Below are 17,863 nucleotides of genomic sequence, written 5' to 3'. Positions count from 1 at the left end.
CGCATCGAATCCACCATGCGGGCATGGCGAAAACGCGATGAACTCTGACGAGTATACCCCGGCCGGGGCGGGCCGGACGCCCGTCCGACCCCGGTCACCGGGTCGGGCGGGTGCGGCGCCGCCCCGAATCGCGGCGGTGCTGGGGCCGGAGGGCGCGCGAGCGTCGCAGGAGGGGTCTACCGTGGCGGTGACCAGCGATCCAGAGACGCCGGGACGGGAACAGACGTGACTACCTGGGACGAACCGCTGAGCAGGGGACCGCTCAGGGGCAAGACGGCGAAGGCGCTCGCCGAGAAGCTCGACCTGCACACCCTCGGCGACCTGCTGCGCTACTACCCGCGCAGGTACGACCGGCGCGGCGACCTGACCGACCTCGCCGCGCTGCGCGAGGGGGAGGAGGTCACCGTGCAGGCCCGCGTCCTCGACGCCAGGAGGCGCACCGTCCCCGCACGCCAGGGGCGCAGGCGCATGGACATGATGGAGGCCACCGTCACCGACGGCACCGGCCGTCTGCACCTGACCTTCTTCAACCGGGGGTCCTACCACCAGAACGCGCTCGTCGCCGGACGGCTGGCCATGTTCTCCGGACGTGTGTCCACCTTCAAGGGGCGCCGCCAGCTCGACCACCCCCAGTACGAACTCCTCGACGAGGACGGCAACGAGGGGGAGCGCGCCCAGGCCTACGCCGACGAGCTCATCCCCGTCTACCCGGCGGTCAAGGGCCTGGACTCCACGACGATCGCGCGCACGCTCGCCATCGTCCTCGCCGACGTCGACAGCCTCCCCGACCCGCTCCCTCCCGCGCTGCGCGAGAAGCGGAGGCTCATCGGCGTCGCCGAAGCGCTGCGGCGCATCCACCGGCCCGCCGAGTGGGCCGACGTCGGCACGGCCCGCCGCCGCCTCAAGTGGGACGAGGCGTTCGTCCTCCAACTGGCGCTCGCCCGCCGCCGCAGGCAGGCCGACGAACTGCCCGCCAAGCCCCGGCCCGGCGCGGACGGGGGGATCCTCGACGCCTTCGACGCCCAGCTCCCGTTCACGCTCACCGAAGGCCAACGGGAGGTGGGGGACGGCCTCGCACGGCGCCTCGACGCCTCGCATCCCATGCACTGCCTGCTCCAGGGCGACGTGGGCGCGGGCAAGACCCTGGTCGCGCTGCGCGCGATGCTCCGCGTGGTCGACTCCGGCGGCCAGGCGGTCCTGCTCGCCCCCACCGAGGTCCTCGCCCAGCAGCACCACCGCTCCATCAACGCCATGCTCGGGGCGTTGGGCCGCGCCGGCCAGATCGACGGCGCCGACACCGCGACCAGGGTGGCCCTGCTCACCGGGTCCATGAGCGCGGCCGCGCGCAGGGAGGCCCTGCTGGACGCCGCGTCCGGTGCCGCGGGCATCGTCGTCGGCACCCACGCCCTCCTCCAGGAGCACGTGTCCTTCGCCGACCTGGGGCTCGTGGTGGTGGACGAACAGCACCGGTTCGGCGTGGAGCAGCGGGACGCCCTGCGGGAGAAGGCCGTGGACGGCCGACCGCACGTGCTCGTGATGACCGCGACCCCGATCCCGCGCACGGTCGCGATGACCGTCTACGGGGACCTCGACGTGGTGGCCCTCACCCAGCTGCCCGCGGGGCGTGCCCCCGTGTCCACCCACGTGGTGCCCGCCGCCGAGAAGCCGCACTTCCTGACCCGCGGTTGGGAGCGCATCAGGGAGGAGGCGGGCGCCGGCCACCAGGCCTTCGTCGTCTGTCCGAGGATCGGTGACGACGACACCGGCGAGGCGGGGGAGGAGGTCGGGGACGCCCCGGAGGAGGACGCCCCCGGAGGACGTCCTCCGCTCGCCGTGCTGGACGTGGCGGCCCGGCTCGCGGAGGGCCCGCTCTCCGGTCTGCGCGTGGAGAGCCTGCACGGCCGGATGGCCCCGGACGACAAGGACGCGGTGATGCGCCGCTTCTCCGCGGGGGAGACCGACGCGGTCGTCTCCACCACCGTCATCGAGGTCGGCGTGGACGTGCCCAACGCCACTGTGATGGTCATCATGGACGCCGACCGGTTCGGGGTCTCGCAGCTCCACCAGCTGCGGGGCCGGGTCGGACGAGGCGGCCTCCCCGGTCTGTGCCTGCTGGTCACCGACGCGGAGGAGGGCTCCCCGGCACGGGAGAGGCTGGCGGCCGTGGCCGCGACCACCGACGGGTTCGAGTTGTCCCGCGTGGACCTGGAGATGAGGAGGGAGGGCGACGTCCTGGGCGACTCCCAGTCGGGAGCCCGCTCCAGCCTGCGGATGCTCACCCTGCTCAAGGACGAGGAGCTGATCGGCGAGGCGCGGGAGGAGGCCACCGCGTACGTGGCCGAGGACCCCGATCTGAAGGGCCACCCGCCGCTCGCCGAGGCGTTGGAGGCGCTCCTGCCCGAGGAGCGTGCGGAGTACCTCGACAAGACCTGACCCGCCGGGGCGGGCCGCCACCGCGCGACGGCGGCCGGTCCCGTCCGGCGCAGGCCCGCGCGGCCGGTCGGACCCGTGGTCCGCCCCGCCACGGCCACCCGAGCCTCGGTGCCGGGCCGCTCCGGGCCGCGGTGCCGGGCCGCTCCGGGCCGCGGGTCCGGTCGTCCACAGGCGCGGACCGGGTCTGGCACCGCAGGTTCCGCCCGGCCTACCGTGGTATCAGGGGACCACCGGTCCCGCCCGCATGGTGCTGCCCCCGGGCGGTGCCGGGCCCCGCGGGCCCCCGGCCCGGCCGCTACCGTGGGGGCATGACCCGCATCATCGCCGGGACGGCCGGCGGACGGCGCATCTCCGCGCCCGACGGCCGCACCACCCGCCCCACCAGCGACCGCGCCCGCGAGGCGCTGTTCTCCTCCGCCCAGTCCGACCTCGGTCCGCTCGACGGCCTCCGGGTCCTGGACCTGTACGCGGGTTCCGGGGCGATCGGCCTGGAGGCCCTGTCCCGCGGCGCTGCCCACGCGCTGCTGGTGGAGGCCGACCGCAAGGCCGCCCAGGTGATCCGGGACAACATCGCGACGCTCGGGTTCCCCGGAGCGCGCCTGGCGTCCGACCGGGTGGAGAAGGTCGTCGGCCAGGACAACCCCGGTGCCCCCTACGACCTCGTGGTGGCCGACCCGCCCTACGCCGTCACCGACGACGAGGTCGCCGCGGTCCTCCACGACCTCGCCGGACGCGGCTGGCTCTCCCCGGACGCGCTCGTCGTCGTCGAACGCTCCAAGCGCGGTGCCGAACCCGCGTGGCCCGCCGGCCTGGAACGCGACCGCAGCCGCGGGTACGGGGAGGCGGTGCTCTGGTACGCCCGCCCGTCACCCTCCACCACCCTCGACTGACGCCTGCGGCGCGGTGCCTCCCGTGCCCGTCACCCTCCACCACCCTCGACTGACGCCTGCGGCGCGGTGCCTCCCGTGCCCGTCACCCTCCACCACCCTCGACTGACGCCTGCGGCGCGGTACCTCCCGTGCCCGTCACCCTCCACCACCCTCGACTGACGCCTGCGGCGCGGTACCTCCCGTGCCCGTCACCCTCCACCGACGCCCGCGGCGCGGCTGTTCCCGAGCCCTCCCCTCTCGCCCCGGATCCGGCGAGCCTCCCCGTTCCCGGCGCGGGGTAGAAACGAGCAGAGTGTCTGTTTTGGTGCATGTGGGGCATGTATCCCTGTGAATGGGGACGGCTTCGGGGTAGATGTCGTGCGCCAGGCGCACAAGAGTCCGGACCGTGGGTGAATGCGGCCACTAAGTGGGTGTTGCCCGAATTGGAGCCGGGATGAGCCCCTACCATCGCGGTACCCGAAGGTAGTTTCAGAGAGGGGCGATCCACCGTGCGCCGTGTCGTCTGTCCGGGTTCCTTCGACCCGGTGACCTACGGTCATATCGACATCATCGGCAGGGCGGCCAAGCAGTACGACGAGGTCGTCGCCGCCGTGCTCAACAACGTCAACAAGCGCGGGCTGTTCAGCGTCCCCGAGAAGCTGGACATGCTGGAGGAGGGCACCGCCGAGTTCGACAACGTCCGGATCAGCGAGTTCGACGGGCTCCTCGTCGACTTCTGCCGTGAGAACGGCATCGAGACGATCGTGCGCAGCCTGCGCTCGGTCAGCGACTTCGACTACGAACTCCAGATCGCCCAGATGAACTACCGCCTCTCGGGTGTGGAGACCGTGTTCATGACGGCGAACCCCCAGTACTCGTTCCTGTCCTCCAGCCTGGTGCGCGAGATCGCCCAGCACCGGGGGGACGTCTCCAGCCTGGTCACCCCCTACGTCCAGGGCCGTCTGCGGGAGAAGTACGCGAAGCGCGACTCCGAGGGCGCCCAGGGCTGAGGGGGTCCGGCCCCGCGGCACGACCGGCCGCACGGGGCGGGGCCGCCCCGCGCGGAACCCGTCGGACCAGGCCCGGAAAGGCCCTGCCACAGGGCTGATCGGGGCCTGATTTGGGTGGTCGGGGCCATGATAGGTAGGATCAGGGTTTGACCATGGGCGTCGCCGGATCCCGGTGTGCGCTCACGCTGGTCGCGGCCGTCGTCACGACGCCTCCCGCGCGCCCGGCGACCCGTCTTCTCGTGAAAGCGCGATTACCCTGTCTCGTCTAGATCCTCGCGACCCGTTCGTGGTCGACACCCGCCAGCTGGGCCGCCAGCCGGGGTCGATGCGGACCGTCAACCGCATCGTGACCGTCCCCGAGGCGCTCGCGACGGTGATGGCATCCGTCCCCGAGGGCAGCGAGATCGAGCTGGAACTCCGCCTGGAGGCGGTGATGGAGGGAGTCCTCGTCACCGGCACCGTGCGCGGCCAGCTCACCGCGGAGTGCTCGCGCTGCCTCGACCCCCTGTCGGACGACATGGAGGCGGGGTTCCAGGAGATGTACCGGTACACCGCCGACGAGGACGACAAGACCTCCGGGGCGGACGAGGACGCGGCCGACGAGGATGAGGACTACTATCTAGAGGGCGATCTGCTCGACCTCGAACCGGTGGTCCGGGATGCCGTCGTGCTGGCGCTCCCACTCTCACCGCTGTGCGGACCGGACTGTCCCGGCCTGTGCTCCGAGTGCGGCGCCAAACTCGCCGAGGTCGGTCCCGACCACGGCCACGGTGACAACATCGACCCCCGTTGGGAGACGCTCCGCGGAATCGCGGACGACCCCGGCGAACGATGAGCTCGTGAACCGATCGCGGACGGCACCTCCGGGCGCCCCCGACGAGCGGAGCACACCCTCCCCGCCACAGCGCGCGGGGTGACCAGATAAGCGACCTCCCGCGACCGCGCGGGGGTGACCCAGGAGGATTGAAGTGGCCGTCCCGAAGCGGAAGATGTCGCGGAGCAACACCCGGACCCGCCGTTCCCAGTGGAAGGCTTCGCGCCCGGTGCTGGTCAACTGCCCGCGCTGCCGTGACCCGAAGCAGCCCCACATCGCGTGCCCGTCGTGCGGCACCTACAACAACCGCCAGGTCACCAACCCGGCCTAGGCGCGAATGACAGGCTTCGGGTCCCAGTACCCGATTCCCGATTCATCTCGGGGCGGACCCGCTACGGGTCCGCCCCGTCGTGTTGCCGGGCCCGCGGAGGCCGCGCGGACACCTGGTGGCACCCGCGCGGGAGACAGCGCGGCACCCGGGTTTGTAGAGTGATCCCAGAGACAGCGGACACGACACGACAAACGCCAGTAACACCGAGCACCACACCAGAGATCCGGGCCCCGGGTTCCCGAGTTCGTGGTGGTTGCCGGGGGAGCGGACGCTCCCGCGACGGTCACCTCGTTTTCGAGCACCCTGGACGGGCCGCGGGGTCCACACCCGACTCCAACCGTCCGCGCGCCGATCCCCGGCGCGTACGAACAGGGAAGTGAACGAGTGGCTAGCCAACTCTCCGTCTCCGAGGCCAGGGCTTTCCATCGGGCCATCGGGGTCGAGGTCGACTCGAAGATCCTGCTCCGGGCCCTGACCCACCGCTCCTACGCCTACGAGAAGGGCGGTCTGCCCACCAACGAGCGCCTGGAGTTCCTCGGCGACTCCGTGCTCGGCCTGGTGGTGACCGACACCCTCTTCCGCAAGCACCCCGACCTGCCCGAGGGGCAGCTCGCCAAGCTGCGGGCCGCCGTCGTCAACATGCGCGCACTCGCCGACGTCGCGCGCGGCCTGGGGATCGGCGAGTACATCCGCCTGGGCCGGGGCGAGGAGGGCACCGGCGGCAGGGACAAGTCCTCGATCCTCGCCGACACCCTCGAAGCCATCATCGGCGCGGTCTACCTGGACCGGGGCCTGGACGTGGCGTCGGAGTTCGTGCACCGGCTCTTCGACCCGCTCATCGCCACCGCGTCCGGACTGGGCGCCGGCCTGGACTGGAAGACGTCCCTCCAGGAGCTGACCGCCGCCGAGATGCTCGGAGTGCCCGAGTACCACGTCGACGAGAGCGGCCCCGACCACCAGAAGACCTTCCGGGCCACGGTCCGCGTGGCCGGGGAGAGCTACGGCCTGGGCGAGGGACGCAGCAAGAAGGAGGCCGAACAGCAGGCCGCCGAGTCCGCGTGGAAGGCCATCAAGGCCCGCGCCGACGCCCGCGCCGCCGACACCGCCGGGGACGCGTCCTCCGGCGACGGCCGGGGCTGAGCCGGCCATGCCCGAACTCCCCGAGGTCGAGGTCGTCCGCCGCGGACTGGCGGAACACGCGGTCGGCCGCGCCATCGGCGCCGTCGAGGTCCTGCACCCCAGGTCGGTGCGGCGGCACGAGCCCGGAGCGGCCGACTTCGCCGCACGCCTGGAGGGCCGCGTGCCCACGGCCGCGCGCCGGCGCGGCAAGTACCTCTGGCTCGTCCTGGACAGCGGCGAGATGCTCCTCAGCCACCTGGGCATGAGCGGTCAGATGCTGGTCCAGCCGACGGGCAAGCCGGACGAGCGGCACCTGCGGGTGCGTCTGCCGCTGTCGGACGGCACCGAGCTGCGCTTCGTCGACCAGCGGACCTTCGGCCACGTGATGGTGGACGTCCCGGGTGTGCTCGTCGACGTGCCGTCGTCCGTGGACCACATCACCCTGGACCCGTTGGACCCGGGGTTCGTCCCGGACGTGTTCGTCCGGGCGCTGCGTGCGAGGAACACCGAGGTCAAACGGGCACTGTTGGACCAGTCGCTCATCAGCGGGGTCGGCAACATCTACGCGGACGAGGCGTTGTGGCGCTCCAGCCTGCACTGGGCGCGCTCCACGCGGGAGATGTCCGGTGCCGAGGCGACCGCGCTGCTGGGCCACGCGCGCGACGTGATGACCGAGGCGCTGGAGGTGGGCGGCACCACCTTCGACGGCCTGTACGTCAACGTCAACGGTGAGAGCGGCTACTTCGAGCGCGGGCTCAACGCCTACGGGCGGCGCGACCGCCCGTGCGGCCGGTGCGGGGCGCCGATCGTGCGCGAGGCGTTCATGAACCGCTCCTCGTACAGTTGCCCCCGCTGCCAGAAGCCGCCGCCCCCGCGTTCCTGAGGAGCGCGGGCGGACGCGGCGGGCGTGATTGGGGATACCCGGGACCACTCTTGCCCGACTCCTGGGGGACTCCTGGGCTCCATGGGGTCGGAAATTGGGCGCGCCGGTGAGGAAACTCTGTCTTTCGGGTAAGGAAGTAGGTCGGACCGTGGAGAACGAGACCGCATCCGTGCGGATGACCGCCTGGGTGCGGGGACGCGTCCAGGGAGTGGGTTTTCGCTGGTGGACGCGGTCTCGTGCGCTCGAACTCGGGCTCTCCGGGGCTGCCACGAACCTCGACGACGGCCGTGTGGAGGTGGTCGCCGAGGGGCCCGAGGTTGCCTGTCGGCGCCTTCTTGACCATCTCCGGGGCGGCGGTACACCCGGCCGTGTGGACTCCGTGGTCGAACGTTGGGCCCCGGCTGGGGGTAGGTTCACCGGTTTCGTCGAGCGGTGAGTATGCTGGAGGCGTAACGCGATTCGAGCACACCGTGAGACCGCAGCGGCCCAGAGGGCTCGTGGCAAGGGTTTCGGGGGGTGTGGGGCGATCATCGTGCGGAGCCGTGAGGCGGTCCGCGCGCCTCGGCGGAGCCGGGGTCGTCACGTTCGAATCGTGCGCTACCACGTGCCCGGATCGTCTCTGACCGGGTTGTGGTCGTTACGTACTGTCGTAATCCAATCTTGACCAGCGGCGCGCAGAGTGAGACTCTGGAAGGCACACCGCGCAACCTTCCACCCGCGTAGAAGACAATGTCAGTTGAGAATCCCGCGGGACATCGCGTGCGCAAAATCCACTGGTCACTCAGTGTGGAGGACCCACATCATGGCGAAGGCTCTGTTTGGCCACGTCGGCGGCTCTGACCCTCGGATGGTTTCGGAGATGCGGCGGCTGCAGAAGCGGGTACGCGACCTCGAGGACGAGATCAGTCGTCTTCAGTCACAGAACGACCAGCTCAACATGGCCGTCACCGACGTCGCCACCAGCGCGACCGACCGCGAGCCCGCGCTCGCCTGACCCGCACCGCTCACGTACCGGACAGCAGTCCGAACCGGTATCTGAGGTGTTCCGTTCACCGGTGGGGACGCCCAACGCGTAACCCAGGCGTCCCTGAGGAGCCCGTCGCGGCCACGGTGTCGACGACAGCCCACCTGCCGCAGATTTTCCTTTCCTTTGCGGCTTCCTTTACCGTTGTACCCGGCGGACCCTGTCACAACCCTCCGTGTCCGCCGGACATCCCCCCTTCCCCCGCTCCGGCTCTGGCCCTGGTCAGTGGCCTGTTTCATGGCGGGGCGTCTGCTCGAACCACCCCCCGCGGCCACCGCTTCGTGGCACCCTTGGATTGTCGTGCCGTGAACGTCCGGTGAGCGCCGTGGGAGGTGTGGGTGTACCTGAAGAATCTGACGTTGCGCGGCTTCAAGTCGTTCGCGTCGGCCACCACCCTGCGTTTCGAGCCCGGGATCACCTGTGTGGTCGGTCCCAACGGCTCGGGCAAGTCCAACGTCGTGGACGCCCTCTCCTGGGTGATGGGGGAGCAGGGGGCCAAGTCCCTGCGCGGCGGCAAGATGGAGGACGTGATCTTCGCGGGCACCTCCACCCGCCAGGCGCTGGGCCGCGCCGAGGTCAGCCTGACCATCGACAACGCCGACGGCGCCCTCCCGATCGACTACTCCGAGGTCACCATCAAGCGGACCATGTTCCGCAACGGGGGCTCCGAGTACGCCATCAACGGCGACACCTGTCGCCTCCTCGACATCCAGGACCTGCTCAGCGACTCCGGCATCGGCCGTGAGATGCACGTCATCGTGGGCCAGGGCCAGCTGGACACCGTCCTGCACGCCGGCCCCGAGGAGCGCCGCGCCCTCATCGAGGAGGCCGCCGGCATCCTCAAGCACCGCAAGCGCAAAGAGAAGGCGATCCGCAAGCTCAACGCGATGCAGGGCAACCTGGACCGCGTCACCGACCTCACCGCCGAACTGCGCCGCCAGCTCAAGCCGCTCGGCCGTCAGGCCGAGCTCGCCCGCAGGGCGGCCGTCATCCAGGCCGACCTGCGCGACGCGCGCCTGCGGCTGCTGGCCGACGACATCGTCACCCTCACCGAGCAGCTCGCCAAGGAGGAGGCGGACGAGAAGGAGGTCCTCACCCGCCGCCGGGCGGCCGAGACCGCGCTCACCCAGGCCCAGGAGCGCGAGACCGTGTTGGAGGCGCAGGCCACCGCCGCCGCCCCCGCCCTGGCCGGGGCCTCCGAGACCTACCACGCGCTGTCCCGCCTCACCGAACGGCTCGACGCCGTGCGCGGGCTCGCCGACGAGCGCCACCGCAACCTGGCCGCCGTCTCCGACGAGCCCGTCCACCGCCGCGACCCCGACGAACTGGAGATGGAGGCCGAGGAGGCCGCCGCCCAGGAGGAGGAGCTCCTCACCCGTTTGGAGGAGGCCCGCGAGGTCCTGGAGGCCACCGTCGCCGAGCGGTCCGCCGCCGAGGACGCGCTGCACCGCGAGGAGAAGCGGCTGGAGGCAGCCGCCCGCGCCACCGCCGAACGCCGCGAGGGCCTCGTCCGCATGTCCGCCCGGGTCGAGGGACTGCGCGGCCGGCTGTCCTCCAACGAGGCCGAGACCACCCGGTTGGAGGAGTCCGCCCGGCAGGCCGCCGAACGCGCCGAACAGGCGCAGGCCGAGTACGAGATGGCTGCCGAGGAGTCCGCCGGGCTGGACGAGGGAGACGCCGAACTCGACTCCGCGCAGGAACTGGCCGCCCGGCAGCTGTCCGCCGCCGACACCGAGCTCAACCGGCTCCGCGACGCCGAGCGCACCGCCGAGGGCGAGCGCTCCGCCCTCTTCGCGCGCAAGGAGGCCCTCGAACTGGGCCTGGCGCACAAGGACGGCGCGGGCGCGCTCCTGGACTCCGGCCTGCCCGGCATACTGGGCGGGTTCGCCGCCCTCGTCCAGGTCGACCCCGGTCACGAGACCGCCGTCGCCGCGGCCTTCGGCGCTGCGGCCGGAGCCGTCGCCGTGGAGTCCCCCGACACGGCCGTCGCCGCCCTCGAACTCCTCCGGGCACGTGAGGCGGGCCGCGCCGGCATCGTCGTGGCCGACGCCGTGTCCTCCGTCCCCCGCGAGTCCTGGCCCGCCCTGCCCGCGGGCGTCCGCTACGCGGTCGACGCCGTCGTGGCCCCGGACCACCTGCGGGGGGCCGTCACCGCGCTCCTCGACCGGACCGCCCTGGCCGCCGACGTCCGCGCGGCCCGCGAACTCGTGACCGCCCTGGCCGGGGTCCGCGCCGTCACCCCCGAGGGCGACCTGTTCACCGCCGGTCTGGTGCAGGGCGGCTCCGCCGGTGCGCCCAGCCTCCTGGAGATCCAGGCCGCCGTCGACGAGGCGGGGGAGAGGCTGGAGGCGGCCACCGAGAACGCCAAGCGGATCGCCGCCGACCTGGAGGCCCAGAAGCGCGGACGGGCCGACCTCGCGGCCCGGGCCGACGAACTCTCCGCCCGCCGTCGCCAGAGCGACCGCAAACGCAACGAGTCGGCCCAGAGGCTGGGCAAACTCGGCGGCCAGGCGCGGTCGGCGGAGGCGGAGTCCGAGCGGTACGCGGCCGCCGCCGCCAAGTCCTCCGTCGCGCACGGTGAGGACGCCGAGAAACTGGCGCGGCTGGAGGAGGAGCTGGCCGAGGCCGAGGAGGTGGCCGCCTCCATCGAGGAGGACGCCCCCGACGCCGAGACCCGCGACGGGCTCGCGGCCCAGGCCTCGCGCTCCCGAGCCACCGAGATGGAGCGCCGCCTGGCGGTGCGCACCGCAGAGGAGCGCGCCCGGTCGATCGCCGGGCGCGCCGAGCAGCTGCGCGCCCAGGCCTTCGAGGAGCGCCGCGCCGTGGAGCGCGCCGTCGAGCGCCGCAGGACCCGCGTCGCGCAGGCCACCATCGCCGAGGCTGTCGCCGAGAGCGCCCGGCTCGCCCTGGGACGGATCGCCGTCTCCCTGGCGGACGCGGAGAACGAACGGGCCGTCGCCGAGGCCGAGAAGGAGGCCCGCGACGGCGAGCTGAGGACCGTGCGGGCCCGCGTCCGCGAGCTCTCCGTCGACCTGGAGAAACTGACCAGCTCCGCGCACAGCGGCGAGGTCGCCCGCGCCGAGCGCCGTCTGCGCCTGGAGCAGCTGGAGACCAAGGCGATGGAGGAGATGGGCGTCGACGTGCCCACCCTCGTCGCCGAGTACGGGCCGCGCGTGCCCGTCCCGCCGCCCGCCGACGCGGGCGAGGAGGCCGTGCCGCTGCCGTACGTGCGCGAGGTCCAGGCCAAACGGGCCAAGGCCGCCGAACGCCAGCTCAACCAGCTGGGCAAGATCAACCCGCTCGCGTTGGAGGAGTTCGCTGCCCTGGAGGAGCGGCACGCGTTCCTCAACGCGCAGCTGGAGGACCTCAAGAAGACCCGTCGCGACCTGATGGACATCGTCCAGGAGGTCGACGCCCGCGTGCAGGAGGTGTTCGCGTCCGCCTACCTGGACGTGGAGCGGGAGTTCGCGGCGATCTTCGGGCGCCTGTTCCCGGGGGGCGAGGGGCGGCTGCTGCTCACGTCGCCCGAGGACATGCTGACCACCGGCATCGAGGTGGAGGCCCGGCCGCCAGGCAAGAAGGTCAAGCGCCTGTCCCTGCTGTCCGGCGGGGAGCGGTCGCTGACCGCAGTGGCGTTCCTCGCGGCGATCTTCAAGGCCCGGCCGTCGCCGTTCTACGTGATGGACGAGGTCGAGGCTGCGCTGGACGACACCAACCTCCAGCGGCTGCTGGTGATCTTCGAGGAGCTGCGGGCCTCGTCGCAGCTGATCGTCATCACCCACCAGAAGCGCACGATGGAGGCCGCCGACGCGCTGTACGGCGTCACGATGCAGGGCGACGGCATCTCGCAGGTCATCAGCCAGAAGCTCGTGCGCCCGGCCTGAGGCCGGTTCCGGCCACGCTGTCTCCTCGTTCCAGCGGCATCCCCTCGGCCCTGGGGGGAGTGGACGTACGGACGGCGGTCTCCGGGTCCTGGCGGTGGGGGCGGCGGGCACGGCGGAGGCCGCCCTCCCGGGTGGGAGAGCGGCCCCGTGTCGCGTGCGGGTCTACCCGCGGTCGATGGTGATGACCGGGGAGGTCCAGGTCTCCCAGTGGTCGGGGTTGTCCGGGTCGCCGAGCGCCTTGAGCGCGCGGGCCTCCAGACGGTAGGAACCGTCCCTGACGTCGGTGATCCGGCCGTGTCGGTCCACGACCGTGCCGTCCCACGGGTAGCTGAAGAAGGACGTCCTCGTCGCGCTGCGGTGCACGTAGTCCACCGACACCCCCACGTTGCGGTCGGGGTGGACGGGGCGGCCGGTGCGCTCGTCGATGACGACCATGTCGAGCCTGGTGACGTGGTGGTCGAAGTGCGCGATCACGTACGGCACGTCGGGAAGGCCGTCCTGCCACTCCATCGTGTAGGTGGCGCCGTCGGGCTGGTTCTCGAACGTGCCGCCGTTGGCGCTCGCGCAGTCCAGGCCGGAGAAGGCCCCGCAGTCCGTGATCCTGGTCAGCCACGGCAGGTCGGCGACCACGCCGGACCCGTCGGTGATCGGGGTCATCGCCTCGATCTGCTGGTAGTCGCCGTTGTAGGCGGCGTACGGCACCCGGTAGGTCTCCCCGCCGGTCTCGGTCACGGCGACGTACCCGCCGTAGATCATCTGTTCGAAGTCCTGGGCGGGCGGTGTGACGGTCACCCGGACCTCGGCGGACGCTCCGGCGGCGACGGTCACCGAGTCGCTGTCGAAGGACACCTCGGCGAAGCCGTCGTTGTAGCCCGGCGCGAACGTGTCGCCGTGGGTGCCCAGGGCGGCCTCGTGGGCCAGCTCGTACGTGGCCTCCTCGTCGCCGTCGTTGGTGATGGTGACCGTTTCGGTCGCGGCCTCCTCGGTGGCGCCGAGGGACAGCTTGCCGGGGGTCACGGTGGTGGTGGCGAGCACGGAGCCGGGGACGTCCAGCATGCCCGCGCCCTGGCGGTGCACGTTGTCGGAGAGGCCCAGGCCGGGGTTGCCCCACCAGTTCTTCGGGTCGGCGCTGTTCTGGAGGATGGTGCGCACCTCGTGCGAGTCCAGGTCGGGCCGCGCCTGCAGCAGCAGCGCGACGCCGCCCGCCACGTGCGGTGAGGACATGGAGGTGCCGCTGATGGTGGCGTAGGCGCCCTTGTTCATCGGATAGGTCGAGTTGATCAGCCCGCCGGGTGCGCCGATGTCCGGCTTGAGGGACAGGTCGGCGGCCAGACCGAAGGAGCTGAAGGAGCTGATCAGCCCGCCGGTCGGGTTGGGGATGGTGATGTCCTCGCCTGTCCAGGTGAGGGTGACGGGCTCGTCGCCCTCCAGGAGCTCCAGCAGGTGGGCGCCGGCCTCGTCGGAGACGCCGACGGAGAACGCGCCCTGGTCGACGATGCCGCCGCCGGCGAACATGCCGGCCACGTTGTTGTACATGACGACGCCGGTGGCGCCCGCGGCGAGGGCCGCGTCGTACTTCTCGGCGAAGGTGCACTCGCCGCGCACCATCAGGGCCGTCCTGGCCTCCAGGTCCGCGACCTCGTCGCCCAGGGAGGTGCAGCCCCGGCCGACGTGGACGAGCTCGTCGGTCTCACCGGAGGTGGGCGGCGGCTCCGCCGCGCCCATCTCCATGTAGGCGAGGGCCTCCCCGCTGGGGTTGGCGGTGACGGACGCGGCCTGGATGTGCGTGTTGTCGAAGGAGGCGACGCCGATCACGTTCTCGCCGAGGCCGGGGGCGCCCGCCGAGTAGAGGCCGCTGGCTCCCTCGTTGCCGATGGAGGCGACGACGACCATGCCCTCGTCGACCAGGTTGTCGGCGGCGACGGCGGTCGGGTACTGGGGCCAGGAGTGCGACGAGCCGATGCTCATGTTGAGCACGTCCATGTCGTCGACGAGGGCCTGCTCCATGGCGGCGACCATGATGTCGGAGGTGGTGGAACCGGTGCAGCCGAACACCTTGTAGGCCCCGAACTCGACGGAGGGCGCCACCCCGGTGACCTCGCCCTCGGCCCCGACGATCCCGGCGACATGCGTGCCGTGCCCGTTGCAGTCCTGGGGGTCCTCGTCCGGGACGGGCACGGAGGCGGGGTCGCCGGCGTTGAAGGCGTCGCCCACGAAGTCGTGGCCGACGACCACGCGGTCGTTGGGGAATCCGTCACCGCCGAGGTCGGGGTGGGTGTAGTCGACACCGGTGTCCATGATGGCCACCCGGAGTCCCTCGCCGGTCAGTCCGAGTTCGTTCTGGGCGATGTCGGATCCGGTCATGGGGAGGGCGGTGGCCAGGTCCGGGGAGCTCTCGTCCGTGTCGGGGATCCGGTACGTGACGACGGGGTGGATGGCGCTCACGCCGGGGATCTCCCGCGCGGTGCCGACCTGGGCGTCGTCCATCTCGACGGAGAAACCGTTCCACAGCTCGCTGAACGAGTGCCGTTCGGTGTACTCCAGGCCGTGCTCCTCGGCCTCGGCCCGGAAGTCCTCGTGCTCGCCGTCCACCCGCGCGGAGGAGGTCCCCTGTGTGGTGGGCGGGCTCTCGAGCTCGATGAACCACAGGCCGTTGGCCTGGTGGGTCAGTTCACCGTTCTCGGAGGAGGGGGCGGGGTGGAGGGGGGCCAGCTCGGACACCTCGTCGGCGTTCGCCGGTGTGGAGGCGGCGAGGCCCGCCACGAGTGTCAACCCGGCGAGCGCTGCCAGGCGTGATCGGTGGGGTACCACCTTGTCAACACTTCCCTTCTCGGTGCACGCCGCTGGACACCGGGGGAGCGGAGCAGTACCCCACTGGGGACGAAAGTGGTGCTCAGGGGGATACGCCGCTTCATGTCCGTACTCGTTTGATCGGCGCGCATAGCAACGAGATCATTGCCGTGTGCCATGAAAGTGTCAATGTTCGCGAAGACTCAATATGGCCACATGGTGTATCCAAGTGGCACTTGTGGTTGATGTTTCGCGTGAGGTTCATAAACGGACATACATTGCCTTTTGCATTTCACGGGAACAAAAGGCACTGTGGTACCGAGTTCCTTTTCTCTTCGCCGATCCGCGGAGGGACGGCCCGAAACCGGAGAAGGCGCAGGCCGGAGCGGTCACAGGGCCACCAGCGAGGGCCAGGGCGGAGCCGAGTACGCTGGGAGTGGCGGGCCGCCTCCGGGCGGCCCGTCCGGTGTCGAAGGAGCGAAGTCCGGTACCGCGGCCACCTCAGGCCGCCCAATCCGGCGCTGTCCCGCAACTGTGAAGCCCCGCCCGACGGGGACGAGCCAGGTCGCCTCACGGCATCGACGTACCCGTCCTCGTGGGAAGGACAGGCAGTCTCCGCCAGGACCGTGCTCCTTCCCCCACCCCACAAGGAGCACCGTGCGGATCGCACGCCAACTTCCCGTCGTCCTCCTCGGAGCCACCCTCGCCCTGACCGCCTGCGGCGGCGGGGCGGACGACGGTGAGCCCGAGACCGAACCGACGACCGACGCCGCACCCGCCGCCTGCGGGGCCCCCGGGGCCGACCCCGACCGCCCCTCGGTGGGCGACGGCACCTTCCCCGTCACGGTCGCGGGGGCCGCAGGCGACGTCACCGTCGAGGAGGAGCCCGAGCGGATCGTCTCCCTGTCGCCGAGCCACACCGAGATGCTCTTCGCCATCGGCGCCGGTGACCAGGTGGAGGCCGCCGACGAGTACTCCAACTACCCGGAGGACGCCCCCACCACGGCGCTGAGCGGCTTCGAGCCCAGTGTCGAGGCCATCTCCGAGTACGACCCCGACCTGGTCGTCCTCGCCCGCAGCGCGGAGGACACCGCCTCCCAGCTGGAGACCGTGGGCATCCCCACCCTCGTCATCGACGCCGCCGCGGGCCTGGAGGACACCTACGCGCAGATCCGCCTGCTCGGAGACGTCACCGGCCGGACCGCAGAGGCCGACGCCGAGGCGGACCGGGTCGAGACCGAGTTCAACGCGGTCGTCGACGGCGTGTGCGACACGGCCGACGGAGCCGGGCTGACCTTCTACCAGGAGCTCGACGAGACCTCGTTCTCCGCCACCTCCGAGACCTTCGCCGGTCAGATCTACCAGTCCTTCGGGCTGGTCAACATCGCCGACGCGGCCGACGACGGCTCCGCGGGCGGCTACCCGCAGCTGTCCCAGGAGTACATCGTCGAGGAGAACCCCGACCTGGTCTTCCTGTCCTACGGCGACGAGTCCACGGTCGACGACGTCGCGGCGCGCCCTGCTTTCGACACCGTCACCGCCGTCCAGAACGACGCCGTCTACCTGCTCGACGCCGACATCGCCTCCCGCTGGGGACCGCGCGTCGTCGAGTTCGCCGAACTGGTCGGCGAGGCCGTCACCGAGAACGCGGGCAGCTAGCGTGAAGGGCGGTGTCGGCCTCCCCGTCGGATGGGCCGCCGTCGGGCTCGCCGCGCTGGTCGCGGCGGGCCTCTTCGGCATCTCCGCCGGCGCGGCCTCCCTGTCGGCAGCCGACATCGTCCGCCACCTCCTCAGCCTTCTGCCGCTCGGCGTGGAGTCCCCGCTGACCGAGCGGCAGGCGGCCCTGCTCGTGGAGCTGCGGCTGCCCCGCGTGGTGATGGGCGCGATCGTCGGCGCCCTCCTGGCCACCGCGGGCGGCGCCTACCAGGGCGTGTTCCGCAACCCGCTCGCCGACCCCTTCCTCCTCGGGGCGGCGGCCGGGGCCGGGCTCGGCGCGACCCTGATCATGGTCTTCGGGCAGGAGTTCACCGACTCCCCGCGCGCCCTGGTCCCCGTCGCCGCCTTCTTCGGCGCGCTCCTCGGAGTGGCCGCCGCCTACCTCCTCGGCTCCACGGCGGGCGGAGGGGGCACGGCCTCCCTCGTCCTCGCCGGAGTCGCCGTGTCCTCCTTCCTCTCCGCGGCCCAGACGCTCGTCCAGCAGCTGGGGATCGACCAGCTCCAGCGCATCTACGCCTGGCTGCTCGGCGGCCTGGGCCGGGACGGGTGGAACGACGTGCGGCTGATCGCCCCCTACGCCGTGGTCGGCCTGGTCGTCCTCCTGCTGTGCGGCTACCTGCTGGACATGCTCGCTCTCGGCGACGACAAGGCCGTCAGCCTGGGGTTGAACCCGGCCGCGGTGCGCATCGTGGTGATCAGCGCGGCGTCGCTGGCCACGGCCGCCGCCGTGTCGGTGAGCGGTCTGATCGGCTTCGTGGGGATCGTCGTCCCGCACGTCGTGCGCCGGCTGGTGGGCTCCAACTACCGTGCGATCCTGCCGGTGACCGTGCTGTTCGGCGGGGCGTTCCTGGTCGTGGTGGACATCGTGGCCCGGACGCTGGTGTCCCCGGCCGAGCTGCCCATCGGCGTGGTGACCGCCTTCCTCGGCGCCCCCTTCTTCGTCCTCATCCTGCGCACCACACGCCACCGCAGCACCTGAGAACCGATGGG

At 71.7% G+C, this 17,863-nt stretch carries 13 protein-coding genes; 12 read left to right on the top strand and 1 reads right to left on the bottom strand.

The features are described from left to right. Positions 1-225 precede the first annotated feature (225 nt). The 10 genes from recG to smc all read left to right on the top strand — a co-directional run bounded on the left by recG (position 226) and on the right by smc (position 12,367). Positions 226-2,433, top strand: coding sequence for an ATP-dependent DNA helicase RecG (recG, locus tag Q8791_RS11085; protein WP_330091563.1), 2,208 nt, complete (start codon positions 226-228; stop codon positions 2,431-2,433). Positions 2,434-2,741: 308 nt separating this feature from the next. Then, positions 2,742-3,323 (top strand): 16S rRNA (guanine(966)-N(2))-methyltransferase RsmD, encoded by a 582-nt coding sequence (rsmD, locus tag Q8791_RS11080; RefSeq protein WP_330091562.1) that lies wholly within the window; start codon positions 2,742-2,744, stop codon positions 3,321-3,323. A 488-nt stretch (positions 3,324-3,811) separates the two neighbouring features. Further along, on the top strand, positions 3,812-4,312 hold the full coding sequence (gene coaD / locus Q8791_RS11075) for a pantetheine-phosphate adenylyltransferase (protein ID WP_330091561.1): 501 nt from the start codon (positions 3,812-3,814) through the stop codon (positions 4,310-4,312). 286 nt (positions 4,313-4,598) lie between these two features. After that, a complete protein-coding gene (locus Q8791_RS11070; RefSeq protein WP_330091560.1) occupies positions 4,599-5,147 on the top strand; it encodes a YceD family protein in 549 nt (182 codons plus the stop codon). 133 nt (positions 5,148-5,280) lie between these two features. Continuing rightward, entirely contained in the window at positions 5,281-5,457 is a 177-nt protein-coding gene (rpmF, locus tag Q8791_RS11065) for a 50S ribosomal protein L32 (RefSeq protein ID WP_067601846.1), read from the top strand. Between the two features lie 384 nt (positions 5,458-5,841). Beyond that, positions 5,842-6,597: a ribonuclease III gene (gene rnc, locus Q8791_RS11060; protein ID WP_330091559.1), complete on the top strand. Its 756-nt coding sequence runs from the start codon at positions 5,842-5,844 to the stop codon at positions 6,595-6,597. Positions 6,598-6,604: 7 nt separating this feature from the next. Beyond that, positions 6,605-7,459, top strand: a complete 855-nt coding sequence (gene mutM, locus Q8791_RS11055; RefSeq protein WP_330091558.1) for a bifunctional DNA-formamidopyrimidine glycosylase/DNA-(apurinic or apyrimidinic site) lyase — start codon at positions 6,605-6,607, stop codon at positions 7,457-7,459. A gap of 169 nt (positions 7,460-7,628) precedes the next feature. After that, positions 7,629-7,895, top strand: coding sequence for an acylphosphatase (locus Q8791_RS11050; protein ID WP_407941986.1), 267 nt, complete (start codon positions 7,629-7,631; stop codon positions 7,893-7,895). Positions 7,896-8,261: 366 nt separating this feature from the next. Next, the gene (locus tag Q8791_RS11045) at positions 8,262-8,453 is read left to right on the top strand and encodes a hypothetical protein (protein WP_330091556.1); all 192 of its coding nucleotides are present in this window, start codon (positions 8,262-8,264) and stop codon (positions 8,451-8,453) included. Positions 8,454-8,821: 368 nt separating this feature from the next. Further along, positions 8,822-12,367, top strand: a complete 3,546-nt coding sequence (gene smc / locus Q8791_RS11040; RefSeq protein ID WP_330091555.1) for a chromosome segregation protein SMC — start codon at positions 8,822-8,824, stop codon at positions 12,365-12,367. A gap of 162 nt (positions 12,368-12,529) precedes the next feature. Here smc and Q8791_RS11035 read toward each other — a convergent pair whose 3' ends face one another. Beyond that, positions 12,530-15,178 (bottom strand): S8 family serine peptidase, encoded by a 2,649-nt coding sequence (locus tag Q8791_RS11035; protein WP_330091554.1) that lies wholly within the window; start codon positions 15,176-15,178, stop codon positions 12,530-12,532. A gap of 636 nt (positions 15,179-15,814) precedes the next feature. Between Q8791_RS11035 and Q8791_RS11030 the strand changes: the two genes are divergently transcribed. Next, positions 15,815-16,816 (top strand): ABC transporter substrate-binding protein, encoded by a 1,002-nt coding sequence (locus tag Q8791_RS11030; protein ID WP_330091553.1) that lies wholly within the window; start codon positions 15,815-15,817, stop codon positions 16,814-16,816. Between the two features lies 1 nt (position 16,817). After that, positions 16,818-17,852: a FecCD family ABC transporter permease gene (locus Q8791_RS11025; protein ID WP_330091552.1), complete on the top strand. Its 1,035-nt coding sequence runs from the start codon at positions 16,818-16,820 to the stop codon at positions 17,850-17,852. Positions 17,853-17,863: the final 11 nt, after the last annotated feature.

Origin of the sequence: Nocardiopsis codii (genome assembly GCF_036327455.1) — a bacterium.
Lineage (GTDB): Bacteria > Actinomycetota > Actinomycetes > Streptosporangiales > Streptosporangiaceae > Nocardiopsis > Nocardiopsis codii.
This window is presented reverse-complemented; position numbering and strand designations above follow the sequence as displayed.